Raw genomic sequence first — 26,581 nt, 5'->3', positions numbered from 1 at the left:
TAATTCCGACATTTTCAGAGTTTTTTCTCTTCACTCATGCTAACTGTTCCGGAATGTTCCTCACTTTCAATATCTAACTGATTAGTATCATTTTCAGATTCAGAAATACGCTCAACCGATACAACTTTTTCACCTTTTGCTGTATTAAAGACTGTGACCCCTTTAGTTGAACGACCCGCTATACGAATACAGTTGACGGGAACACGAATAAGCTGTCCTCCATCCGAAACTAACATAATTTGATCTCGTTCTCCTACTGGAAAGGCTGCTACTAACTTACCAATTTCAGCCGCCTTTGATAGATCAGTTGCGCGTATCCCTTTTCCACCGCGTCCTGAAATACGGAAATCATAAGAAGAAGAGCGTTTTCCATAACCAAATTCACTAACTGTTAAAAGCATTTGCTCATGAGCGCTAAGTTCTGCATAACGTTCATCTGTTAATTCAACCTCAGTTTCCTCTCCATCTTCATCAACAGTTAAAATATCTTCATCATCTGAACCTGCAACACGACGCTCATTGATTGCACGTTTAATATAAGCAGAACGTTCGACTGATGTCGCTTCAACATGCTCTAAAATAGTCATTGAAATGACCTTATCACCCTCAACCATATTGATACCGCGTACCCCCATCGAATTACGACCAGAAAATACACGAATATCAGTAACTGGAAAACGAATACACTGCCCGTTTGCTGTAATAAGAACAACGTCATCATGTTCTGTACAGGTCTCTACAGAAAGGATCTCATCTCCCTCTTCATCAAGTTTCATTGCTATTTTACCATTGCGATTAACTTGAATAAAGTCTGATAATTTATTACGGCGCACAGTTCCACGCGTTGTTGCAAACATAATATCCAGTTTACCCCAACTTGCCTCATCCTCCGGCAATGGCATAATTGTTGTAATGCGCTCGCCTTGTTGCAAAGGCAACATATTAATTAAAGCTCTACCGCGTGATTGCGGCGTACCAACAGGTAAACGCCAAACCTTCTCTTTATAAACAATCCCACGTGATGAAAAGAAAAGAACTGGTGTATGTGTATTGGCCACGAATAAGCGAGTAACAAAATCCTGATCCTTTGTTGCCATACCAGAACGTCCCTTACCACCACGACGCTGCGCACGGTATGTATTTAGAGGCACACGCTTAATATAGCCACTATGGCTCACTGTCACCACCATATCTTCTGGAACAATCAGATCTTCGCAGTCCATCTCGGCACTACCAAAACCAAATACAGTACGCCGTGGTGTTGCAAATGTTTCACGCAAAGCGCTGAGCTCACTTTTAACAATGTCCATGATCCGTGAGCGTGATGCTAAAATACCAAGATAGTCAGCAATATCTTCTCCAATTGCATTGAGTTCATCAGCAATTTCATTACGACCAAGCGCTGTTAATCTTTGCAAACGCAATTCTAAAATAGCACGCGCTTGTTCTTCAGACAAATTGTACGTATTATCCTCATGAATAATATGACGAGGATCATCTATAAGCTTAATCAAAGCTGCTACCTCAGAAGCCGGCCAACGCCGTTCCATTAACTGTGTACGCGCTGTCTGTGGATCATGAGCTTTGCGAATTAATTCTATAATCTCATCAATATTAGCAACAGCGATAGCAAGACCAACTAAAACATGCGCACGCTCACGTGCTTTACGCAAAAGATATTTTGTGCGCCGGCTTACCACTTCTTCGCGGAAGGAAACAAATGCACGAAGCATGTCAAGCAACGTCATTTGTTCAGGCTTTCCTCCATTCAACGCAACCATATTGCAACCAAATGAGGCTTGCAACGGTGTATAACGATAAAGCTGATTCAAAACAACGTCTGCAACAGCTTCTCTTTTTAGCTCAATGACAACTCGATACCCATCACGATCAGATTCATCACGCAAATCGGAGATTCCTTCGATACGTTTATCACGCACCAATTCGGCCATCTTCTCAACCATTGTTGCTTTATTAACTTGATAAGGTATTTCGCTTACGATAATTGCCTGCCGCTGATTGCGAATTTCCTCGATCTCAACCTTAGCACGCATAATAATTGAACCACGCCCTGTTTCATAAGCAGAACGGACACCAGAATGGCCAAGAATAATACCACCTGTAGGAAAATCAGGCCCCGGAATAATTGCTAACATCTCATCTATAGTTATGTTAGGATTATCGATCAAAGCAACACATCCATCAATAACCTCACCTAGATTATGTGGAGGAATATTGGTTGCCATACCTACAGCAATACCACCCGATCCATTTACTAACAGGTTAGGGAAACGTGCAGGCAAAACTATAGGTTCATGCTCACGCCCATCATAATTATCTTGAAAATCAACAGTATCTTTATCAATATCAGCTAAAAGTTCTTCTGCAACTTTTTCTAAACGACATTCCGTGTAACGCATCGCTGCGGGTGGATCACCGTCAACAGAGCCAAAATTTCCCTGTCCATCAATCAGAGGATTTCGTAAAGAAAAATCCTGTGCCATACGCACCAAGGCATCATAAATTGAAGCATCACCATGAGGATGAAACTTTCCCATCACTTCACCAACAACACCCGCTGACTTACGATAAGGCTTATTGAACAAAAGTCCCATTTCATTCATCGCATGAAGAATGCGCCGATGGACAGGCTTAAGCCCATCACGGACATCAGGCAGTGCGCGCGACACAATTACGCTCATCGCATAATCTAGATAAGAGCACTGCATTTCTTCAATGATACTGACTGGTTCAATACCGGTCGACACATCATGTTCTGGTAGTCGAGTAAGATCGGTCACAGTTCCAATACTTTCAAAAAAGAATCATCATTGATATTTTATATCGAAAAATACCTTAAAATGCTAATTTTCCTCTCGGCAATGAAGGAGGAATTTAACAAAAATTTGAAACATTGCATTTCTTTATATCAAAAATTATGTATGAAATAAACAATCGTAAAAACGCACTAGTTATTCCTTCCAGTGCTACTTAAGTGATAATCTGAATGAAAATTCATTAAGACTTTCAGGGAAATAATTGCTCCCTCTCTCCAAATAGTAAAAATGACTTATAATCCATTATATTTTTATAATGTTAGTGCACCTAATGAACTAGGCTTTGAGTATACTACACCGAGTCCTGTCAAACCTTTATATATACTCCACCTTATTTTTTGATCATGAAATTTTTAAATTACCTCTATCACTTCTAGTATCCAAACTAAAAACTCCCCTTTTCTTTTCTAAGATGAAAGCAATCATTACAGCATCTGCTATAGATCATTAAAAAGGCACATCGTCATCTAATTGGTGTGAAAAACTTCCTCCTGATTGGTTATTATTTTGGCCAAAACTGTCTTTCTTATTTGAACTCCTGTTACCAAAAGAATCACCTTTATAACCAGCATTACTATAGTCCTCACCTGACTGACTTGCGTCTTGTATTTCCTCCCTACTATCTGCTCCACGGCTGTTAAGCATTTGTAATTCACCACGGTATTTCTGTAGAACGATCTCTGTTGTAAAATGGTCATTATTATTTTGATCTTGCCATTTACGTGTTTGCAATTGACCTTCAATATAAATTTTGCTGCCTTTTCTTAAATATTGCTCCGCAACTTTGATAAGGTTTTCATTAAAAATAACAACACTGTGCCACTCAGTACGCTCTTTACGTTCATTCGTATTCCGATCACGCCAACTTTCTGAGGTAGCAATACGCAAATTTGCCACTTGATCACCAGAATTCAAACGGCGAATTTCAGGATCTGCACCAAGATTACCAATCAAAATAACTTTATTAAGGCTTCCAGCCATCGCATACACTCCGAAATTTAAAATCTCATTATAACAAAAATAACAACAATGTGTAGTTTACTAAGCTATATTAAAGTAAAAAGATTCTCTTTTTGCCCCTCTTTCCACGTTGAAGTAATTGAATAGATTGTAATTTCAAAAAAACAACTTTATTCACACTCAATATAAATTTTTTTCACATATGCGAAGGATAAATTCATGCCTCATCAAAAATATATCTCCATTCGCGGTGCATGTGAACACAACCTTAAAAATGTTGATCTTGACCTTCCCCGCGACAAATTGATCGTCATAACAGGACCTTCTGGCTCAGGTAAATCATCCTTAGCTTTTGATACAATTTATGCCGAAGGTCAACGCCGTTATGTTGAAAGCCTCTCTGCTTACGCGCGTCAATTCTTGGAAATGATGCGAAAACCAAATGTAGACCGAATAGACGGCCTTTCTCCTGCTATATCAATTGAGCAAAAAACTACCAGCCGTAATCCCCGTTCAACAGTTGGTACTATAACTGAAATTTATGATTATATGCGCCTCCTTTTTGCTCGTATCGGTATTCCTCACTCACCTGTTACGGGCCTTCCCATCGAAAGCCAGACAGTCAGCCAAATGGTTGACCAAATTATGGCTTTACCAGAAGGGACACGCATTTTTATTATGGCACCTTTAGTGCGAGGGAGAAAAGGTGAATACAAAAAAGAGCTAACAGAACTTCTAAAAAAGGGGTTTCAACGCGCCAAAATTGATGGTCATTTCTATGAAATCCATGATATTCCCCCTCTTAATAAAAAATATAAACATGATATAGATGTCGTGGTAGATCGTATTGTTATACGCAATGACATTGCCTCTCGCGTGACGGATAGTATAGAAACATGCCTACAGCTAGCCAATGGACTTGCGATTGCTGAAATAGCAAATCAACCTTTGACAACAAAAGAATCTGCCCATAAATCAAAAAATGAAACCCACAAACGACTTATTTTTTCAGAAAAGTTTGCTTGCCCTATATCTGGTTTCTCAATTCCTGAAATTGAACCACGCCTTTTTTCATTTAATAATCCTTTTGGTGCTTGTCCTACTTGTGATGGGCTTGGAACTCAAAAAGCAATCGACCCAAAAAGAATTGTGCCCAATGAAAATCTTACTTTAAAAGCTGGAGCCATTGCCCCTTGGTCAAAATCCTCTTCACTTTATTATACCCAAATTTTAGAGGCATTAGGAAATGTCTATGAATTTAAACTCACCAATAAATGGTGCACACTTTCAGATGAAGCACAAAAAGCTATTTTATATGGTACAAAAACAAAAGAAATCTCCTTTATTTATAAGAATGGTGAGCGCTTTTATGACACCCCTCAATGCTTTGAAGGTATCATCCCCAATATGGAACGGCAATGGAAACAAGCTGATTCAACTTGGTCACGTGAAGAAATTGAACGTTACATGTCCTCTTCTCCCTGCCCAACATGTCATGGTTATCGTTTAAAATTTGAAGCCCTTTCTGTCAAAATCCATGGAATGCATATTGGACAGATATCAGAACTTTCTATTTTAAAAGCAAATGATTGGTTCACTAAGATTGATCAATATTTAAACGAAAAACAACGGAATATCGCAGCACGTATTTTAAAAGAAATTCGTAATCGCTTAACATTTTTAAATCACGTAGGACTTGAATATCTCACCTTATCTCGCAATTCAGGAACACTTTCAGGAGGAGAAAGTCAACGTATTCGATTAGCGTCGCAGATTGGCTCTGGCCTGACAGGAGTTCTTTATGTTTTAGATGAACCCTCTATCGGCTTACATCAACGTGATAATGAACGCCTTCTAGAAATGTTGCGCCATTTACGTGATCTCGGCAATACGGTTATTGTTGTTGAGCACGATGAAGATGCTATCCTCACTGCAGATCATGTTGTTGATATTGGCCCTGCCGCAGGTGTTCATGGTGGAGAAATCATAGCTCAAGGCACACCACAGGAAATTATGAGTAGCCCATCTTCACTCACAGGCCAGTATCTCTCAGGAAAAATGGCAATTACCACTCCTCCCCAGCGCCGTAAAATATCACAATCAAACACACTGAAAGTGATTGGTGCTCAAGGAAATAATCTTAAAAATATTAATGTCGATATTCCTCTTGGAACCTTTGTTTGCATAACGGGTGTTTCAGGTGGAGGAAAATCAACATTCCTTATTGAAACCCTCTTTAAAGCTGCATCACACCACATCATGAAAAGCCATCAAAACCCAGCAAATTATGATAAAATAGAAGGACTAGAGCTTATTGATAAGGTTATCGATATTAACCAATTGCCCATTGGACGCACTCCACGCTCCAATCCAGCAACCTACACTGGCGCTTTTACACCAATTCGCGATTGGTTTGCTGAACTTCCAGAATCAAAAGTCAGAGGGTACAAAGCAGGACGCTTTTCATTCAATGTGAAAGGAGGGCGTTGTGAAGCATGTCAAGGAGACGGTGTTATCAAAATTGAAATGCACTTTTTGCCTGATGTCTATGTTACTTGCGATGTATGTCAAGGCAAGCGCTACAATCGAGAAACACTGGAAGTAAAATTTAAAGGAAAATCCATCGCAGATATTCTTGATATGACTGTCGAAAAAGCAGAAGAATTTTTCCAAGCTGTTCCTGCAATCCACCATAAAATGAAAACTCTTGTACGAACAGGCCTTGGCTACATCAAAGTCGGACAGCAAGCCACAACGCTTTCTGGTGGAGAAGCTCAACGTGTAAAACTCGCTAAAGAACTTTCACGCAAAACAACAGGTCGCACGCTTTACATTTTAGATGAGCCAACAACTGGGCTACATTTTCACGATATTTCTAAACTTCTTGAAGTTTTGCATGAACTCGTCGATCAAGGCAACACAGTTGCAGTTATTGAACATAATCTCGAAGTCATTAAAACAGCTGATTGGATTATCGATTTAGGGCCAGAAGGTGGAGATGGTGGTGGTAAAATTGTTGCAGTCGGTCGCCCTGAGGACATTATTAATGTTCCGGCCTCCTACACTGGAAAATTTCTCAAAGAAGTTTTATTGCGCCGTCCCTTTACACAGTAAAGACTCTTAAAAAGGCAAGGAAATAATTAAACGCACAATAAAAAATCGTGAAATCATTTTTATTTTATCTTTTATAAAATTTTATTGCCTTCTACCCCTATTAAGTAGCACTTTATTTTATTTCATTATAGATTTTTTCTGAAGAATATAACATATGCATTGTCTTTTTCATGAAAAAAGTATTTGTCGACATATCTCATCGTTGTCCATATAATACGTAATAGACTGAAATAATAAAATGATGTTGGAGATGATTTCGGTATGAAAACAACTGAAGCCATTATAAAGTCTTTCAAGTTTGATGAAATAAAAAAAACGCTTCAAAAAATTGTTTTATATAAAATCACTGTAACAAGAGCAAAAGATTTTGGTCGTCAAAAAAAGCATACGGAACTTTACAGTATTAGATATATTGTTGATTTTTTGTTAAAAATAAAAATTAACGCTTTTGTTGCTCATAAAAATCTAAAGAAAACTATTGAGGTAATACTTAAAGCAGCTCAAATAAAACATATCCGCGATGGAAGAATATCTATTTCATCCATTGATGATGTTATTCATGTAAGGTACCAGTGAATCTAGTATCGATGCTCTTTAACATTCAAAAAATTTTTCATCTTTTTTTCTATTCACCTCAGCCCAATAAGGAAATTGAATATGCTAACAGCATCAGATATTCTTAAACAGATTGTAGACGATAATATACGTTTCGTCGATTTGCGCTTTACCGACCTGCGAGGCAAATTACACCACGTCACAATGGATATTGCCGAAATCAAAGAAAATACATTCACTGATGGCATTATGTTTGATGGATCTTCAATTGCCGGATGGAAAGCAATTAATGAATCCGACATGTTATTGATGCCAGACCCAGAAACAGCCCATGTTGATCCCTTTTTTGCTCAATCTACTTTGGTAATACTTTGTGATGTTCTTGATCCTATTTCAAGAGAAATGTACAATAGAGATCCGCGTTCTATCGCCAAAAGAGCTGAAGCTTATATAAAAGCTTTAGGGATTGGTGATGTAGTCAATATAGGTCCGGAAGCTGAATTTTTTATTTTTGATGACGTGCGCTATAAAACTGATCCTTACAATACAGGGTTTAAGCTTAATTCAAGTGAATTACCATCAAATGATGACACTGAATATGAAATGGGCAACCTTGGTCATCGCCCACGTACGAAAGGCGGTTATTTTCCGGTTCCTCCCGTAGATTCTTGCCAAGATATGCGCTCTGAAATGCTTGCTGCCTTGACAGATATGGGCGTACGCGTTGAAAAACACCATCATGAAGTCGCAGCAGCTCAACATGAACTAGGTATTCGATTTGATACATTGGTTCGAGAAGCTGATAAAATGCAGATCTTTAAATATGTTGTGCATCAAACTGCTAACAGTTACGGAAAAACAGCAACTTTCATGCCTAAACCAGTTTTTGGTGATAATGGCTCAGGCATGCATGTTCATATATCAATTTGGAAAGATAACAAACCAATCTTCGCAGGAGATCAATATGCCGGCCTATCGGAAACTTGCTTATTTTTCATTGGTGGTATCATTAAACATGCAAAAGCAATTAATGCCTTCACAAATCCATCCACCAATTCCTATAAGCGTTTAGTTCCTGGTTATGAAGCCCCTGTCTTGCTTGCTTATTCTGCACGAAACCGTTCTGCATCTTGCCGTATTCCTTTTGGCTCCTCACCTCATTCAAAACGTGTAGAAGTTCGTTTTCCAGATCTAACAGCAAACCCGTATCTAGCATTCTCAGCGATTTTAATGGCAGGCCTTGATGGGATAAAAAACAAAATTCATCCTGGAGAAGCTATGGACAAAGATCTTTATAGCCTGTCTCAAAAAGAACTTGAAGGAATCCCCACAGTTTCAAGAAGTTTACGTGAAGCACTTGAATCTCTTAATAAAGATCGCGACTTCTTGAAAACTGGAGGTGTTTTTGATGATGACCAGATTAATTCTTTTATTGAATTAAAAATGCAAGAAGTTTTGCGCTATGAAATGACTCCACATCCTGTCGAATTTGATATGTATTATTCTGTTTAAAAAATAATCATTTTATTCAAAATAAAAATGGAGATGAAAATTTCCGTTTTTATACTTTATTCTTATACTTAAAAATATACCTACATTTTTTTTGGTATGTTTTTCTTTTATAAATATAACTGATCTTGTTCGAATCAATTATTAAGGTTTTTAATGCTGCGAATTTGCCGATTTTTACCTATTTTTTTGGGCTTTATCCTTATTATATCAACAATACCAGGATATACACTAACTAATGAAGCAACAATAAACTTAGAAACAGCTCTCTCTGCTTACAGTAAAGCACTTCAAGAATCTGATACAGATACTATTTTAAATGCTATCCCTCCTCAAATTATTGACAGCTTAGCTACTAAAAGAAATCTCAATAAATTGCAATTTCAACGAGTTATGAAAAGTCAAATAGAACATTTGGCCAGCAATTATAAAATTGAAAGCATCAATATTAACCAAACTGAGAGACGGGCAGGAAAACTTAACGATAACATCCCTTATTTTATCATCCCAATGCACTTTACAATTACAAAGATTAATGGAAAAAAGTGCCATATTCAAACTGAGATTATTGCTTTATTCGAAAATAATCAGTGGTATTTCATTCGTGGTAGCGATAAAGCAACCCTTCATATGGTCAATAAAGCATTTCCTGGATTTGAAACAATAAAAATCAATCCAACAAAAATTACAAAAATACCATAGTCAACAGTTGAACACTTATGCGTAAATAACTAGCTATGTGCAGCGGTCATCATTGTGACTGCAGCATCAAATTCAACTTTTTTATAGGCTCGACGGATCATTGCTTCTTCATCAACCTTCCACTGTTCTATTGTCCAGTCTTCATCCAAATGTGCAATAGACCAAGCATGATCCAGATCGATTTTTTTCTCAGCGACAGCAAAAGCAATAAGAGCTGATCCCGTTAGTGTTGTCATTGTATGGAGTGCAGCCAGCACATAAGGGGACTCTATTTTGCGTAAATAATTGCTCACTGCGTGAATAGACTCCCACGGTTGTTCAATATGCATAACTCCTTCAGCTATATTAAAACGCGCACCAATCTTCTCTTCTGCCCAATCAAGTAAAAAATCCCAATGCTCACATTGTCGTTTTGCTAACTCTTTCGGCGTCTGTGCACGATAAAAAATCATATCACATGCAACAAAACGTAATAAATCTTCAAAAATAACCTGCATATTGTCCGCTATACCATCAATAACAGTATTAATAAGACGCGTAATTGGCATTTTTGCTGGATCAATAACCTTTTCCTGGATTTTAAATTCTTGAGCCACTAATGCAGCAAGTGCTTCTGTTGGCACGAAGATATGACGTTTGGCAGGTGTTGTAATTGGACGTCCATCCAATAATATAGAAACCCCTCTTTCTTCACGCACAATACTCACATCTTTATAAAATCGTTTCATCAATAACTGATGTGAGAGTTTTAAAACCTTAGAAGTATGGTTATCTTCATTTAATGATTGATCAAAATGATCTAAAATTTCACGCATATCATTCTGTCTCTTATTTTCAACAAATCTACCGAATTTTTTTATAATAGAATCTACACTTACTTTTTGCATAATGAACACATTATGACAGCCCTTAAGAGACTATCAATTGCCATTACATTAACTGATTGCGCTACCTATATTAATATATTAAATATTCATTATTTCAATAAGATAAAACATTCTTTTAAACTTTTATATTAAAATTTACATTATATTTGAACACCATATCAGAAGAAAATTTAGCTATTTATCAAAGATAACTGAAAACTCTTTTTCTCTAAATAAAATTGATTGTTGAAATGTTTTTTCATGCCATGATGATGCCATGATGAAAGACACTATCAATCAATAGTTCTCACCATATAAAATAATTACATAGATCCTATTATTTTGCGTCGCCATCGCTTTCATTAAAAGCTAAAAGATTAAAACTTTGTACCATGTGAGGTGGTAAAGGCGCAGTAATATCTAATATGCCTCCTGAAGGATGAGGAATACGAATACGGCGTGCATGAAGATGAAGACGATTTTGCATTCCGCCTGGTAACTCCCAGTTACTATCAGAAAAAAAATATTTTGAATCGCCAATAATCGGATGCCCTATATGAGAAGCATGAACACGTAATTGGTGTGTCCTGCCAGTATAGGGCTCCATTTCAAGCCAAGAAAGCGCGCGCGCCCGTGTATCTAAAATACGATAATAAGAAACTGCATGATTAGCATCGAGTTCCCCATGTTCACAAACACGCATTTTATCGCCCTGTGCTGTTGTTTCTTTTGCCATCCATGTCGAAATTTTTTCCTGCTTTTTTCTGGGAACTCCTCTTACTAATGCCCAATAAATCTTTTTCATTTCTCGTGTTCTAAAAGCAGCAGTCAAAGCCTGCGCAGCACTTCTTGACCGAGCAACAACAAGTAAACCTGATGTTTCACGATCAAGACGATGAACCAGCCGCGGTTTTTCACCTTTTTTATTGCGCCATGCCTCAAGCATACCGTCAACATGGCGCGTTAAACCAGAACCACCTTGTACAGCTAAACCAGCAGGTTTATTAAAAACAAAAATTTTTGGATCTTCATAGAGAAGCATTTTTTTCAAAAGATCCCCATCATCCTGCTGACTGATAACCTTGCTCGTTATAGAAATATTTCTCTTACTCTCAATAAAAAAAGATGGCACACGAATAGATTGCCCGGTGACAAGACGCATATTAGCTTTAACACGCCCACCGTCAACCCGTACCTGACCAGAACGCAAGATCTTTTGTAGATATCCGAATCCAAGGCCTGGATAATGAACCTTAAACCAGCGATCTAAACGCATACCGTTTTCATCTTCTTCAACATTTTTTATTTTTATGTTCACCATAACGGTTACCGTATTACCAAGATATTTTACTAATAGTTTCGTCTTATTGTCTTTAATAAGTACAAAACTACATTTCTTTAAATAAACATTATCACGTTACATTACAGTCAGTATTCAAAATTGCATTCCCCTACTGCATAAATTCCATTAGCTCAGATATATATTCTGCCCTTGTGCAATTTGGAGACTATTATCCCGTGTCGTTATTTAGAACTTATGTTCGTGTTCTTTCATATCTGAATCAAGAAAAAAATGCATTTCTTCTCATTTGCACCGCTAATATTACATTAGCTATTATTACAATTGCAGAACCTATTTTATTTGGACACGTTATTGATACCATCGCAGATAAATCAGATACTCTTGTGACTCTCGCAGTCTGGATGTGTTTTGGTATTTCTAACATTATTGCTTACGTCCTCGTAGCTCGCGGTGCTGATCGCTTAGCACACAGATGCCGTTTAACTGTTTTAGAAAAGTCTTTTGCACGTATTATCAGTATGCCCCTTATTTGGCATCAACAACGTGGTACATCTCATGCCCTTCACACACTACTGCGCGCTACAGATTCCATGTCTTCTATATGGCTTGAATTTATGCGACAACACCTCTCAACCTTCGTCGCACTCTTTGTTCTCGTTCCAGTAACCTTTAAAATGAACTGGCGTCTTTCAATCGTTTTAATGGTTCTTGCCATCCTCTATATTTTAATTGCACGTTTGGTAATGCAAAAAACAAAAAACGGGCAAGCCGCTGTCGAACACTATCACCATAACCTTTTTAAACATATCACTGATTCAATCTCTAATGTTTCCATTGTACAAAGTTATAACCGAATAACCGAAGAAACTTCAGCACTTCATCAGCATACCAACAACCTTCTTAGTGCACAAACCCCTGTCTTAAATTGGTGGGCACTTGCAAGTGGTTTAAACCGAATGGCTTCAACTATTTCAATAGTTTGTGTACTTCTTCTTGGTGCTTTTTTCGTGATAAAAGGCCAATTAAGTGTAGGAGAAGTTGTTACTTTTGTTGGATTTTCTCAATTAATGATTGGTCGTCTTGATCAAATTAGTGGTTTCATCAATTTAGCTGTATCTTCGCAAGCAAAGCTACAAGAATTTTTTGATATGGAGGATTCAACTTTTCAAACCAATGAACCTGCAAATCTTCCTTCTCTCCCAAACGTTAAAGGCGCGATCCAATTTCATCATGTTACCTATGAATTTCCAAATTCTTCCCAAGGTGTCTTTGATATTTCATTTGAGGTTAAAGCAGGACAAACTGTTGCTATTGTAGGACCAACAGGTGCTGGAAAAACAACATTAATTAATTTATTACAACGTGTATATGACCCTACTGTTGGATATATCAGCATTGATGGAATAAATATAAATTCTATCAATCGGGAATCGTTACGCAAAGCTTTAGCAACAGTATTTCAAGATGCAGGTCTTTTTGACCGTACTATTCGCGATAATATTTCTATAGGAAAAACAGGGGCAACAGATGAAGAACTTTATGAGGCTACAAAAACGGCTTCTGCTCATGACTTTATTCTAAAAAAGAGCAAGAATTATGATACATTGGTTGGTGAACGAGGTTCGCAATTATCAGGCGGAGAAAGGCAACGATTAGCAATTGCACGCGCTATTTTGAAAAATGCTCCTATTCTCATTTTGGATGAAGCAACCAGTGCTCTTGATGTTGAAACAGAAATCCGTGTTAAAAATGCGATCGATTGCATAAGCCAGAATCGTACCACATTTATTATAGCCCATCGCCTTTCAACAATCCGTAATGCTGATCTTGTACTCTTTTTAGATCAGGGTCGCTTAATTGAAAAAGGTAGCTTTCAAGAATTAATCAATAAAGATGGCCACTTCTATAAATTGCTGAAAGCTGGCGGTTTAACAATCAATCAACCCGCAACAAAAGAAAAAGATGACAATATAATTCCATTGCGCAAAGCAATGGCATTATAAATCAATTTTGCTTGCATATTGAAATAAAAATTAAAACTGAATTACAGTTTTTTCCCTGAGAAACTGAAACGTAACCGTATAGATCAAACAGTTGCAATTATCCTTTAAGAGAATCTTTTAATGCTACAAGAGCTTCATCAGCCTTGCCCCCCTCAGAACCACCAGCCTGCGCCATATCACGACGCCCACCACCACCTTGCCCCCCAAGAGTGACTGAAATAATTCGCACTAAATCAACAGCATTCAGCGTATCAGTCAAATCATCGGTAACACCAACAACAGCACTTCCTTTGCCATCCTCAGAAACACTGATGAAAGCAACAACACCAGATCCAATCTTCTTCTTTCCAGAATCTACTAATGCCTTAAGATCCTTTGGTAGAATATTACTAACAACACCCCCCATAAAAGAAATTCCATTGATCGTTTGAATATCTCCCTGGCTATTAACAGATCCACCATTAAGAGCAATTTTCTTGCGTGAATCGTTCAACTCTTTTTCAAGCTTGCGACGCTCATCAAGCAAAGTTTGAACACGTTCTTGTACATCAGCAGGAGAAGTCTTTAAAAGACCAGCAATTTCATAAACCCGTCTATCTTGACCATGAAGGTAAAGGCGCGCTGCTGTAGCTGTTAACGCTTCAATACGACGAACGCCAGCTGCTACAGAAGTTTCAGAAATGATATGGATCAAACCAATATCACCTGTCCTTTGAACATGTGTGCCTCCACAAAGTTCAATAGACCACCATTTTTTTGATCCTGTCTGTTCAAGATTATTCCCCATAGAAATAACACGAACTTCATCACCGTACTTTTCACCAAACAGTGCCATAGCTCCTTCAGCAATTGCATCATCTATTGCCATAAGACGTGTTGTTACCTTGCTATTTTGCAAGACTATATCATTCGCCAAATCTTCTATTTTCTTTAGTTCCTCTGATGAAATCGATTTTGGATGGGAAAAATCGAAACGCAACCGATCAGGTGATACAAAAGAACCTTTCTGAACAACATGAGATCCCAATGTTTGACGCAAAGATTCATGTAATAAATGAGTAGCAGAATGGTTTGCACGAATTTTTCGACGACGAGCAGAATCAACAATTAATTCGACGCAATCATGTTTTTTTGCCTGACCAGTTTTAATTTCACCAATATGAATGAAGACATTATCGCCTTTTTTTTGTGTATCATGCACTTCAAAAATAAAATTTGCGCCAGAAATTATACCACTATCTCCAACCTGCCCTCCAGATTCTCCATAAAAAGGTGTTTGATTAACTACAATCATAGCCTTTTGGCCTAAATCAATATGGTCAACAACCTCACCATCACGTATAAGCGCTGTAATAATACCTTCAGCTTTTTCTGTTTCATAACCCAAAAATTCTGTAGCCCCAACTTGATCACGAATAGAAAACCAGACTGTTTCTGTTACACAATCACCAGAACCCGACCAATTGGCACGCGCTTCTGCTTTTTGACGTTTCATGGCCTTGTCAAACGCATCAACATCAACAGATATTCCACGACGCCGAAGAGCATCTTGCGTCAAATCAAGTGGAAATCCATATGTGTCATAAAGTTTAAAAGCAACTTCACCATTAAAATAATCACCCTCTTCAAGATGAGTGCTTGCTTCATTCAACAAACCAAGGCCTCGCTCAAGAGTTTTACGAAAACGAGTTTCCTCCAATTTTAAAATTTCTGAAATCAAAGATTCAGCACGCACTAATTCAGGATAAGCTTGTCCCATTTCGCTTATCAAAACAGGCACAAGACGCCACATCAACAAATCTTTTGAACCTAATAAATGAGCGTGACGCATAGCACGACGCATAATACGGCGTAAAACATATCCACGACCTTCATTAGAAGGCATAATACCATCAGCAATTAAAAATGCAGATGAACGCAAATGGTCAGCAATAACGCGATGACTAGCGAAAAAATCACCAGTTGCCTTAACCCCTATAATCTCTTGTGAAGCATGAATTAACGTGCGAAAAAGATCAATATCATAATTATCATGAACACCTTGTAAAACAGCAGCAATACGCTCTAATCCCATCCCCGTATCAATGGAAGGTTGAGGCAATTCAATCCGCTTCTCTTTACTCAACTGCTCATATTGCATAAAGACAAGGTTCCAAATTTCAATGAAACGATCACCATCTTCATCAGCACTTCCAGGAGGACCACCCCAAATTTTATCGCCATGATCATAAAAAATCTCTGAACAAGGACCACAAGGTCCTGTGTCACCCATCATCCAAAAATTATCATTTGTTGCAATGCGGATAATTTTCTCTTCTGAAAGACCTGAAATCTTACGCCATAACCCCGCTGCTACATCATCATCATGATAAACTGTAACTAACAATTTATCTTTAGAAAGACAAAATTCCTTTGTTAAAAGGTTCCATGCATAAAAAATTGCTTCTTCTTTGAAATAATTACTAAAAGAAAAATTACCAAGCATTTCAAAAAAAGTATGATGACGCGCCGTATAACCGACATTATCAAGATCATTATGCTTTCCACCTGCACGAACACATTTTTGTGCAGTTGTAGCCCGATTATAAGAATGTTTTTCAAGTCCAGTAAAAACATTTTTAAACTGTACCATTCCTGCGTTTGTAAACATTAATGTGGGATCATTGCGAGGCACAAGTGGACTAGAAGAAAGAACTTCATGCCCATTACGATGAAAATAATCCAGAAAAGTAGATCGGATATTATTAACGCTATTCATATTGACACCTGCAAAGAACAGTACAAAATCGAAAAGATAAGATCTATTTTTAATGTAATAGTCTTTTTACCAATTTAAAAATAAATCATTACAATAGAAATATTTTCTCAGAAAAAATTAAAATAAAAGATTTTATATTTAAAAATCCTGGTAAATAAAAAAGAAAAAACTATATTGAAATCAATATTTCATTAAATTTCTTCATCATTTTCTATATTGTCTGCTCCTACATTCTCCAATAATTCAATTGCGAGCAAACCAGCATTTTGGCGCAGAGCCGTTTCGATTTCTGCTGCTATTTCTGCATGTTCACGCAAAAACTGCTTTGCATTTTCGCGCCCCTGCCCTAAACGCTGAGAATTATAAGAGAACCACGCACCAGATTTCTCAACAATGCCAACTTTGACACCCAGATCAATCAATTCCCCTAACTTGGAAATTCCCTCACCATAAATAATATCAAACTCAACCTGTTTAAATGGAGGCGCCAATTTATTTTTAACTACTTTAACGCGAGTCTGATTACCAACCACCAGCTCCTTATCCTTAATAGATCCAATGCGACGAATATCCAAACGAACAGAAGCATAAAACTTTAATGCATTCCCACCCGTTGTCGTTTCAGGAGAACCAAACATCACTCCAATTTTCATACGAATTTGATTGATAAAGATAACCATACAGTTAGAGCGAAAAATTGATGCTGTTAATTTCCGCAATGCTTTACTCATCAACCGAGCCTGTAATCCAGGCAGAGAATCGCTCATTTCACCATCAATTTCTGCACGTGGTGTTAAAGCTGCTACTGAATCAACCACAAGCACATCAACTGCACCAGAACGAACAAGTGTTTCTGTAATCTCTAAAGCTTGTTCACCAGTATCTGGTTGAGAAACAAATAAATTTTCTAAATCAACGCCAAGTTTACGCGCATAAATAGGATCAAGAGCATGCTCTGCATCAACAAAAGCGCAAACACCACCATTTTTTTGTGCTTCAGCAATAGCATGAAGAGCTAATGTCGTTTTACCTGAGCTTTCTGGCCCATAAATCTCAATAATACGCCCTTTTGGTAACCCGCCGACACCTAAGGCAATATCCAAAGATAATGACCCGGTTGAGATTGTTTCAATTTCAACAACCCCTTCCTTCTGCCCGAGACGCATAATTGAGCCTTTACCGAAAGAACGTTCAATTTGTGATAGAGCAGCATCTAGCGCTTTTTTTTTATCCACAATCGTATCCTTAGCAAATCATAGAAATTCCTATGTAATATACACTGTCCTATTACCTGAATTAAAGTCTCGAGTCTAGATTCTTACAATCTATTTCCTCTCTACTCTCGCATTGTATTGATAATGTTCAATTTAAAAAATCATATTATTTTCATCAACACAAAACATATCGCAAAGACAGCTATCAATACGAAAGAAAATAACTTACACACTGAATATTTATATTTTCGATATACCTTCTTTAAAGAGAAGAAAGCTAAATTTCAACACTGTGTTTGTGCATATCTTTCTAAATTGATACAATTAAGAATTCAGGATAATGCCCAGTCTATTACAGAACTCCCCAACATCATTTCAGAACAAGATCTTATGTATAGTGCTACGTACAATTTAAGCTATCAAGTTGCACTCGCAAAGCACATTAATAAAATTCTCAAAATTCCGTTTGAAAAAATCTTATTTACTGTGGTTTCGCTTTTGTCGTAATTTTTTCCACCACTCAAGACGCTTTGCGATCTCACGTTCAAAACCACGTTCTTGTGGCTGATAATAAATCTGACGTCCAAGTTTTTCAGGAAAATATTCCTGTCCTGAAAAGGCATCTGGTTCATCATGGTCATAACGATAACCATCCCCATAGCCCTCTTCTTTCATGAATTTTGTAGGTGCATTAAGAATATGTTTAGGAGGAGGTAAAGAACCATTTTTACGTGCACAATGCATCGCCGTCTTATAAGCAAGATAAGTTGCATTCGACTTTGGCGCAGTTGCAAGATAAAGACATGCTTGAGCTAAAGCTAATTCTCCCTCAGGAGATCCTAAATAATCGTAAGCGTCCTTTGCTGCATTACAAATAACGAGAGCTTGCGGATCTGCTAAACCAATATCTTCAACGGCGATACGTACCAATCTTCTCCCTATATACAGAGGATCTTCACCCGCATCAAACATACGTGCAAGATAATAAAGAGCCGCATCAGGATCAGATCCACGAACTGATTTATGCAATGCTGAAATGAGATTATAGTGGCTATCCCGCCCTTTATCATAAATCGGTGCTCGACGCTGAACAACTTCTTGTAAAGCTTCAGCATTCAATATCTCTCCTGATCGCGTAATACACCAGATTTCCTCAACCAACGTTAACATGGCTCGTGCATCACCATCAGATATTCTTATTAAAACATCTTTAGCATGATCATCCAAAGGAAGAGTCTTTCTTTCTAACTCCTCAGCACGTTTTAACAGCCTACGCAAACTTTCGTCATCATGTGTATGAAATGTCAAAACACGTGCACGCGAAAGAAGAGCAGCATTAAGTGCAAATGAAGGATTTTCAGTTGTTGCACCCACAAGAACAACTGTGCCATCTTCCATAAAAGGAAGAAAAATATCCTGCTGAGCGCGATTAAATCGATGAATTTCATCAACAAACAAAAGCGTTTTAGCTCCAGACATAAAACGGGCTCGAGCCACCTCAAAAACCTTTTTTAGCTCTGTAATGCCAGTAAAAATAGCAGAAACTTGTTCAAAAGCGAAATTAGTCTCAAGCGCTAATAGACGTGCGACTGTTGTTTTTCCTGTCCCTGGAGCTCCCCAGAAAATCATCGAACCTAATGAACCAGCTGCTACCATGCGGGAAAGAAAACCCTCTGCTCCAATCAAATGGCTCTGTCCTACCACTTCACTAAGAGAGCAAGGACGCATCTTTTCTGCAAGAGGACGACTTTGATTAGCACAAAGATCAAAAGGTATTGTAAAAAAATCTTTATTCAAAAAAAACCTTTAGCGAACAAATTGGCGAATACGGATACCATTACGCTCATATTCTAGCTGCCAAATACGTGGACGAATTTGCATAAGAATCTTTTTTAACTGATCTACAGTTTCAATTTTATGACCATTAACAGAGCGCAAAATATCTCCTGAATGAAAAATCCCTGCAGCATTGCTCATTTTATCAACATTGGTAATAATAACACCCTTTGCAGTCATAGGAGGACGAAAAGTTTGACTATTTTGTGGTGTTAAATCTAACACTTCAGCACCAGAGAGAGGACTTTCATCAATAATTTTTTCAGATTGTACAAATGTAGAAATAGGTGTTGATGATATAGTTATTTCTGTTTCAAAAATTTTTCCATCCCGTAAATATTTTAAAATGAGTTTTTGCCCAATATCCGCTGTCATCAAACGATACCCAAGGCTATCTGGGCTATCAATTTGTACATCTTGTAAATTTAAAATAACATCTCCTACCTTCAAACCAGCTTTCGCAGTGGGACTACCTTCAATAACCTCAACAATAAGAGCTCCATAAGGGCGCTTTAAACCCAAACTAACTGCAACATCAGGCGTAACACTTTGAAAGGATGCTCCAATATAAGGTGGTATAAAAAAATTTTCGCCACGTTTAACTGCATCAAGCATTACTTTAACAAGATTTGCTGGAATCGCAAAACCAATGCCTACAGAACCACCTGAACGCGAATAAATAGCCGTATTAATTCCAATTAATTGCCCTTTCATATTAATCAAAGCCCCACCAGAATTGCCTGGATTGATAGCCGCATCTGTTTGAATGAAAAAATCAAAATCAGAAATACCAACACGCGTACGCGCTTGAGCTGAAATAATACCACTTGTAACGGTTTGACCAACACCAAAAGGATTACCAATTGCAAGAACAAGATCACCAACTTCAACAGCATCAGAATCCCCAAAAGAAAGAATAGGAAATTGAGCTCCCTTTGAATTAATTTCAAGAACTGCAATATCAGTTGCTTCATCCTTTAAAACGATTTTACTTTCAAATTCCTGTCCATCAGAAAGAGAAACTTTAATTTCATTAGCGTCCTTAATGACATGGTAATTAGTAACGACTAAACCACGTTCATCAACAATAACTCCAGATCCTAATGATGACTGAGTACGTAAAGGTTGATTACCTCTATAACGACTAAAAAATTGCTCAAAAAACGGATCACCCTCAAAAGGTGAACGCACTCTAACTTGTCGGGCTGCATAAATATTCACAACAGATGGAATCGTCTTTTTAACTAAAGGAGAAAATGACACTATAATTTCTGATTGTGTCTGAGGAACTTGAGCATTCACAGAATGAAACGATGCCATTACCATCATCACAAAAAAAAGCCTTACTAAAATAGAACGCTTCATGCTCATTCCTTCATAAAACAAAAATCAACTTATCTGCACAATAAGTAATACATAAACTCAATAATTCGTATATTGTTATTCCTTTTCATTACTATTATAGAACGATAACTTATTCTAAAGTATCAACAAAAAAACCGCCTTTAAAAGACGGTTTCCTTCAATTCAATGAAAAATTTTCTATCAAGAATCTTCTTTTTCGGTTACCTTTGCCACCTTGCGCTCATGATCAGTAGCACCCTTCGCATTAACATCACGATCAACAAATTCCACGACAGCCATGGGTGCATTGTCTCCAGTACGAAAACCTGCTTTCATAATACGTAAATAACCACCATGGCGCGATTCATAACGCGGTGCAAGTGCACTAAATAACTTTGCAACTTTTTCAGTATCACGAATAGCCGCTATTGCTTGCCGACGTGCATGCAAATCTCCACGTTTACCAAGTGTAACTAACTTTTCAACAATAGGGCGAATTTCCTTAGCTTTTGGAAGCGTTGTCACAATCTGTTCATGCTCAATAAGCGAAGCTGCCATATTAGCAAACATTGCTTTACGATGACTAGTAGTTCGATTTAGCTTACGGCCTGATTTACCATGGCGCATGAGCTCTCTCCTTAAATCTTAATTTTAATACTGATCTTCATAATGCTTAGCAAGATCATCAATGTTTTCGGGTGGCCATGCAGAAATTTCCATACCAAGATGGAGTCCCATACATGCAAGAACTTCTTTAATCTCATTTAATGACTTTCGTCCAAAATTTGGTGTCCGAAGCATTTCAGATTCCGTTTTTTGAATCAGATCGCCAATATAGACAATATTATCATTTTTCAGACAATTTGCTGAACGAACTGAAAGCTCTAACTCATCCACTTTTTTAAGCAATGCAGGATTAAAAGAAAGCTCAGAAGTTTGTTCTTCAACAAGTTCTTTTTGTGGTTCTTTGAAATTAACAAATACTGACAGCTGATCCTGAAGAATACGCGCCGCAAAAGCAACAGCATCCTTACCATTAACAGCACCATTCGTTTCAATTGTTAAAGTCAACTTATCATAATCAAGAACCTGCCCTTCACGTGTATTTTCCACTTTGTAAGACACTTTATTAATTGGCGAATAAAGGCTATCGATTGGAATCAGACCAATTGGAGCATCGTCAAAACAGTTACGATCTGATGGAACATAACCCTTCCCTGTATTAACAATAAACTCCATGCGGATTTCAGCACCTTCATCAAGTGTACAAATAACATGTTCTGGATTAAGGATTTCCATATCTCCGACAGTGCGTATATCCCCAGCTTTTACAATACCAGGACCCTCTTTACATACAACGATACGCTTAGGACCCTCTTCTTCCATACGGATCGCAATTTCTTTGATATTTAAAATAATATCTGCAACATCTTCACGAACACCTGGAATGGATGAGAATTCATGTAACACCCCTTCAACTTGTACTGCAGTAATAGCAGCTCCACGAAGTGACGATAATAGTATACGACGAAGTGCATTGCCTAATGTTAAACCAAAACCACGCTCAAGCGGCTCGGCAACTACACTCAAAACATTCGGATTACTATGTGCATGAAACTCAATTTTATTGGGTTTAATTAATTCCTGCCAGTTTTTCTGGATCATATTTTTACTCCTGCCCTTTAGTTCCGCTACCATTCAACCGCAACGGCCAATGTGAACACCGGAGACCCCCCGACGATGAAACACCCCCCATCAAACACGCCGCCTTTTTCGTGGACGACATCCATTATGAGGGATCGGTGTTACATCACGAATGGAAGTTATTATAAACCCCGCAGACTGCAATGCACGCAAAGCAGATTCACGACCCGATCCAGGACCACACACTTCGACTTCCAATGAGCGCACCCCATGCTCTTCTGCCTTTTTAGCACAATCCGCTGCTGCAACCTGTGCAGCAAAAGGCGTAGACTTACGGGAGCCCTTAAATCCCTGAGCTCCAGCAGATGACCATGCTATCGTATCTCCTTGAGAATCAGTAATAGTAATCATCGTATTATTAAATGTCGAATTGATATGCACGACACTTGACGAAATATTTTTACGTTCGCTACGACGAACACGCTTGGCTTCCTTGGCCATAACTTTCCTTTCAACGACCTCTTCACTGCCGTAGTAATAGCAGCTCCACCTTATTTGCCCTTATTAATAATTTTAATAAAAAACAGAATGTTAAAATAAAATCTTTAAAACAAAAGATATTATTATTTTTTCTTACCGGCAATTGCTCTAGCTGGCCCTTTACGCGTTCGCGCATTTGTATGTGTACGCTGCCCACGAACGGGTAAAGAACGACGATGACGCAATCCACGATAACAACCGAGATCCATCAAACGCTTAACACTCATAGCAACTTCACGACGAAGGTCCCCTTCAACTTGATAATCCCGATCTATCGTTTCACGGATCTGCAAAATCTCTGAATCTGAAAGCTCATGAACACGACGCTCTGCTGGAATCCCAACCTTTTCGATAATTTTGTGAGCAAACTTCTCCCCAATCCCATGTATATATTGAAGCGCTATAACCAAGCGCTTATTTGTCGGGATATTGACGCCAGCAATACGAGCCACGCCTACTCTCCTTTATTACGTTAAAAAACAAAATATAAAGCACTTAAAGCACCTTATACAAACAAAAAGCGGATCGGGTTTACATACACCCCGAATCCTATTATTTTCTCTAAAGCAAATCAAAGGATATTTCTGATAGATTTTACCGCAAAAGTCAACTCTTTTCATTTACTTCTAAAAAATTCCTTATTCAAGGATAGCATTAATTGCACGCGATACATCAGCAATGTCGGCCATCCCATCAACTGTCTTTAACAACCCTATATTTGAATAAAATTTTGATAAAGGAACTGTCTTTTCACGATATTCTAACAATCGCTTTGCAAAAGAATCAGGATTATCATCTGAACGAATTTTCCCACCAACGGCTACTACTTCTTCAACACGTTTTTTTATTCGTTCAATTAGCGCATCTTCATCAACAATCAGCTCAATGACAGCATTAAGTTGCATATTTTTCGATTGCAAAATACGTTGTAATGCTTCTGCTTGACCTACAGTGCGCGGATATCCATCCAATATAAAACCGCTCACACAATCACCCTCACCAATACGATCTGATACAATTTGATTAACGACGAAATCAGGTACCAAAGCACCTGACTCTATAAAAATCTTAGCTTGTTTACCAATTTCTGTTTCTTTTTCGATAGCCTCACGGAGCATATCCCCTGTTGAAAGTTGAGAAATATTATACCTCTCCATCAACATCCTTGCCTGTGTTCCTTTACCAGCTCCAGGAGGTCCCAAAAGAATAATTCTCATCGATTCATTCTACCTTTACGGAGTTTTGATTTTTTAATTAATCCCTCATATTGATGAGCAACGAGATGCCCTTGAATTTGAGCAACTGTATCAAGTGTAACATTAACAACAATGAGTAACGATGTACCACCAAGATAAAATGGAACATGCAGCGCTGAAATCATAAACTCAGGCAACAAACAAACCAAAATAATATAGATCGCTCCAATAACAGTAATACGCGTCAAAACATAATCAATATATTCAGCTGTACGTTTGCCTGGGCGAATCCCAGGAATAAAGCCAGAATGCTTTTTTAACTGATCAGCTGTGTCATTCGGATTAAAAACAATAGCTGTATAAAAAAAGCAAAAAAATGCTATTAAAGCCGCATAAATAATCATATAAAGTGGTTGTCCATGACTAAGAGAAAAAGAAACAGACTGAATCCATTCTGGCATTTGATCAGAAAAATTATTAATAGTTGCAGGTAACAATAACAAAGATGAAGCAAAAATGGGTGGAATAACACCAGCAGTATTCAGCTTTAAAGGAAGATGCGACACATCGCCTTGGAACATTTGATTACCAACTTGACGCTTTGGATATTGAATAAGAATTCGCCGCTGTGCACGCTCTACAAAAACAATAATACCAACAACAGAAACGGCAATAATAATAATCCCTATTAATAAAAAAGTTGATAAATCAGCTTGACTATGAGCCGTCAAAAGCTGGGCAAAAGTAGAAGGAAAATTAGCTACAATACCTGTAAAAATAATAAGAGAAATCCCGTTACCAACACCACGTGATGTAATCTGTTCACCAAGCCACATCAAAAACATTGTTCCGCCAACAAGCGTAATAACAGCAGAAAAACGAAACATAAGACCCGGCTCTACAACAATTTGAAGCCCTGTTCCTATACCAGTTTCAAGAGCAACCGCAACACCAAAAGCTTGTACAAGCGCTAATATCACTGTAACATAACGTGTATACTGATTGATGATCTTACGACCTAACTCACCTTCTTTTTTAAGAGATTCCAATGAGGGAACAATCGAAGTTAATAACTGCACAATAATCGACGCTGATATATATGGCATAATACCCAGAGCAAAAATTGCCATACGACCAACAGCTCCTCCAGCAAACATATTGACTAATCCAAGCATACCAGAGGCATGATGTTCAAACGTTTGCCGTAAAGTATCAATATTAACACCAGGAATAGAAATATAAGTACCAAAACGATAAACAAGAAGCGCAGCTAGAGTAAACCAAATGCGTTTCTTTAATTCAGTCGCACGTGAAAAAGTACTGAAATTTATGTTGGAAGCAAGTTGCTCTGCAGCTGATGCCATAGAATTTCTCCAGTTTATACCCCAATTCCCTACCTATATGAGCATAACCCTAAAATTCGCACTGTCATAAACGAACCAATGCAAAACACACCCTTTAGACTAAAATCCATAACAGCATTTAAAAATTATCAAATAGATTCAGGAACATTAATCTGACCACCTACCTTTTCAATCTTAGTACGAGCAACCTTAGAAGCACCAGAAATATTAAATACAATTTTGGACTTTAATTCACCATCGGAGAGAAGACGAACGCCATTTTTAAAACGGCGAATAATACCTGCATCTTTTAGCGCAGCAACATCAACTGATTTTTCAATATTCAATTTTCCTGCATCAACCGCCAATTGAATACGACCTAATGAAACTTCATTATAAGTCTTAGCAAATAAATTTTTAAATCCACGCTTTGGCAAACGACGATAAATAGGCATTTGCCCACCTTCAAACCCATTCAGAGATACACCTGAACGCGATTTTTGCCCTTTAACACCACAACCGCCAGTTTTACCAGTACCTGAACCAATGCCACGTCCAATACGCTTGCGATTTTTTGTTGCCCCTTCATGATCACGCAGTTCATTGAGCTTCATATCCTACACTCCTGCAATCTTTAATTTTTAATTTTCACTTACAACATGAACAAGATGCCGAACTTTAGCAATCATACCCCGTACACAAAGCGTATCCTCTAAAACACGACGATGATGCATTTTATTCAACCCAAGCCCCTTCAACGCTAAACGCTGAATCTTCGGTTTCCGAATTGGACTTCCAATCTGTTCTACCGTTATAATTTTGCTAACTTGAGACTTTTTTTGAACCATTTTTCAATT

20 protein-coding genes and 1 pseudogene are annotated in these 26,581 nt (G+C 37.8%); 5 read left to right on the top strand and 16 right to left on the bottom strand.

What is annotated here, in order from left to right:
• Window positions 1-14 precede the first annotated feature (14 nt).
• Window positions 15-2,801, bottom strand: a complete 2,787-nt coding sequence (gene gyrA / locus BARBAKC583_RS03585) for a DNA gyrase subunit A (RefSeq protein WP_005766997.1) — start codon at window positions 2,799-2,801, stop codon at window positions 15-17.
• Between the two features lie 483 nt (window positions 2,802-3,284).
• Complete coding sequence (gene ssb, locus BARBAKC583_RS03575; protein ID WP_005766996.1) at window positions 3,285-3,818, bottom strand: single-stranded DNA-binding protein; 534 nt, start codon at window positions 3,816-3,818, stop codon at window positions 3,285-3,287.
• Between the two features lie 198 nt (window positions 3,819-4,016).
• Here ssb and uvrA point away from each other — a divergent pair, with 198 nt between their 5' ends.
• From uvrA to BARBAKC583_RS03555, 4 genes and pseudogenes are all read left to right on the top strand, one after another.
• Window positions 4,017-6,911, top strand: coding sequence for an excinuclease ABC subunit UvrA (uvrA, locus tag BARBAKC583_RS03570; RefSeq protein WP_005766993.1), 2,895 nt, complete (start codon window positions 4,017-4,019; stop codon window positions 6,909-6,911).
• A gap of 261 nt (window positions 6,912-7,172) precedes the next feature.
• Window positions 7,173-7,509: pseudogene (locus tag BARBAKC583_RS03565) on the top strand (P-II family nitrogen regulator).
• Window positions 7,510-7,568: 59 nt separating this feature from the next.
• Entirely contained in the window at window positions 7,569-8,978 is a 1,410-nt protein-coding gene (glnA, locus tag BARBAKC583_RS03560) for a type I glutamate--ammonia ligase (protein WP_005766991.1), read from the top strand.
• Window positions 8,979-9,131: 153 nt separating this feature from the next.
• Complete coding sequence (locus tag BARBAKC583_RS03555; protein ID WP_005766985.1) at window positions 9,132-9,677, top strand: hypothetical protein; 546 nt, start codon at window positions 9,132-9,134, stop codon at window positions 9,675-9,677.
• 29 nt (window positions 9,678-9,706) lie between these two features.
• Here the strand turns inward: BARBAKC583_RS03555 and BARBAKC583_RS03550 are convergent, their stop codons facing one another.
• Complete coding sequence (locus BARBAKC583_RS03550; protein WP_005766984.1) at window positions 9,707-10,492, bottom strand: ATP12 family chaperone protein; 786 nt, start codon at window positions 10,490-10,492, stop codon at window positions 9,707-9,709.
• Between the two features lie 388 nt (window positions 10,493-10,880).
• Window positions 10,881-11,864: an RluA family pseudouridine synthase gene (locus tag BARBAKC583_RS03545; RefSeq protein WP_005766983.1), complete on the bottom strand. Its 984-nt coding sequence runs from the start codon at window positions 11,862-11,864 to the stop codon at window positions 10,881-10,883.
• 197 nt (window positions 11,865-12,061) lie between these two features.
• Between BARBAKC583_RS03545 and BARBAKC583_RS03540 the strand changes: the two genes are divergently transcribed.
• Window positions 12,062-13,849, top strand: coding sequence for a glucan ABC transporter ATP-binding protein/ permease (locus BARBAKC583_RS03540; RefSeq protein ID WP_005766978.1), 1,788 nt, complete (start codon window positions 12,062-12,064; stop codon window positions 13,847-13,849).
• 97 nt (window positions 13,850-13,946) lie between these two features.
• On the opposite strand, the gene alaS is transcribed toward BARBAKC583_RS03540, so the two are convergent.
• From alaS to rpmD, 12 genes are all read right to left on the bottom strand, one after another.
• Entirely contained in the window at window positions 13,947-16,607 is a 2,661-nt protein-coding gene (gene alaS / locus BARBAKC583_RS03535) for an alanine--tRNA ligase (protein WP_005766976.1), read from the bottom strand.
• Window positions 16,608-16,798: 191 nt separating this feature from the next.
• On the bottom strand, window positions 16,799-17,842 hold the full coding sequence (gene recA / locus BARBAKC583_RS03530; protein WP_005766971.1) for a recombinase RecA: 1,044 nt from the start codon (window positions 17,840-17,842) through the stop codon (window positions 16,799-16,801).
• Window positions 17,843-18,298: 456 nt separating this feature from the next.
• On the bottom strand, window positions 18,299-19,618 hold the full coding sequence (locus BARBAKC583_RS03525; protein ID WP_005766967.1) for a replication-associated recombination protein A: 1,320 nt from the start codon (window positions 19,616-19,618) through the stop codon (window positions 18,299-18,301).
• Window positions 19,619-19,627: 9 nt separating this feature from the next.
• The gene (locus tag BARBAKC583_RS03520; protein WP_005766965.1) at window positions 19,628-21,022 is read right to left on the bottom strand and encodes a DegQ family serine endoprotease; all 1,395 of its coding nucleotides are present in this window, start codon (window positions 21,020-21,022) and stop codon (window positions 19,628-19,630) included.
• Between the two features lie 180 nt (window positions 21,023-21,202).
• Window positions 21,203-21,628: a 50S ribosomal protein L17 gene (rplQ, locus tag BARBAKC583_RS03515; protein ID WP_005766962.1), complete on the bottom strand. Its 426-nt coding sequence runs from the start codon at window positions 21,626-21,628 to the stop codon at window positions 21,203-21,205.
• A gap of 24 nt (window positions 21,629-21,652) precedes the next feature.
• Window positions 21,653-22,666, bottom strand: coding sequence for a DNA-directed RNA polymerase subunit alpha (locus BARBAKC583_RS03510; RefSeq protein ID WP_005766961.1), 1,014 nt, complete (start codon window positions 22,664-22,666; stop codon window positions 21,653-21,655).
• Between the two features lie 90 nt (window positions 22,667-22,756).
• Complete coding sequence (rpsK, locus tag BARBAKC583_RS03505) at window positions 22,757-23,146, bottom strand: 30S ribosomal protein S11 (protein WP_005766960.1); 390 nt, start codon at window positions 23,144-23,146, stop codon at window positions 22,757-22,759.
• 122 nt (window positions 23,147-23,268) lie between these two features.
• Entirely contained in the window at window positions 23,269-23,637 is a 369-nt protein-coding gene (gene rpsM / locus BARBAKC583_RS03500; RefSeq protein WP_005766959.1) for a 30S ribosomal protein S13, read from the bottom strand.
• Between the two features lie 186 nt (window positions 23,638-23,823).
• Window positions 23,824-24,402 carry an adenylate kinase gene (locus BARBAKC583_RS03495; RefSeq protein WP_005766958.1) on the bottom strand — a complete coding sequence of 193 codons (579 nt, stop codon included), beginning with the start codon at window positions 24,400-24,402 and terminating at the stop codon, window positions 23,824-23,826.
• Entirely contained in the window at window positions 24,399-25,745 is a 1,347-nt protein-coding gene (gene secY / locus BARBAKC583_RS03490) for a preprotein translocase subunit SecY (RefSeq protein ID WP_005766957.1), read from the bottom strand. The genes BARBAKC583_RS03495 and secY overlap by 4 nt, the downstream gene beginning before the upstream one ends.
• A 128-nt stretch (window positions 25,746-25,873) precedes the next feature.
• On the bottom strand, window positions 25,874-26,338 hold the full coding sequence (gene rplO, locus BARBAKC583_RS03485) for a 50S ribosomal protein L15 (protein WP_005766951.1): 465 nt from the start codon (window positions 26,336-26,338) through the stop codon (window positions 25,874-25,876).
• A 27-nt stretch (window positions 26,339-26,365) separates the two neighbouring features.
• On the bottom strand, window positions 26,366-26,572 hold the full coding sequence (rpmD, locus tag BARBAKC583_RS03480; RefSeq protein WP_005766949.1) for a 50S ribosomal protein L30: 207 nt from the start codon (window positions 26,570-26,572) through the stop codon (window positions 26,366-26,368).
• Between the last annotated feature and the right edge of the window lie 9 nt (window positions 26,573-26,581).

The sequence above is a fragment of the Bartonella bacilliformis KC583 genome, from assembly GCF_000015445.1.
Lineage (GTDB): Bacteria > Pseudomonadota > Alphaproteobacteria > Rhizobiales > Rhizobiaceae > Bartonella > Bartonella bacilliformis.
Note: the sequence above shows the minus strand (reverse complement) of the source record. Positions and strands in the feature narration are given on the sequence as shown.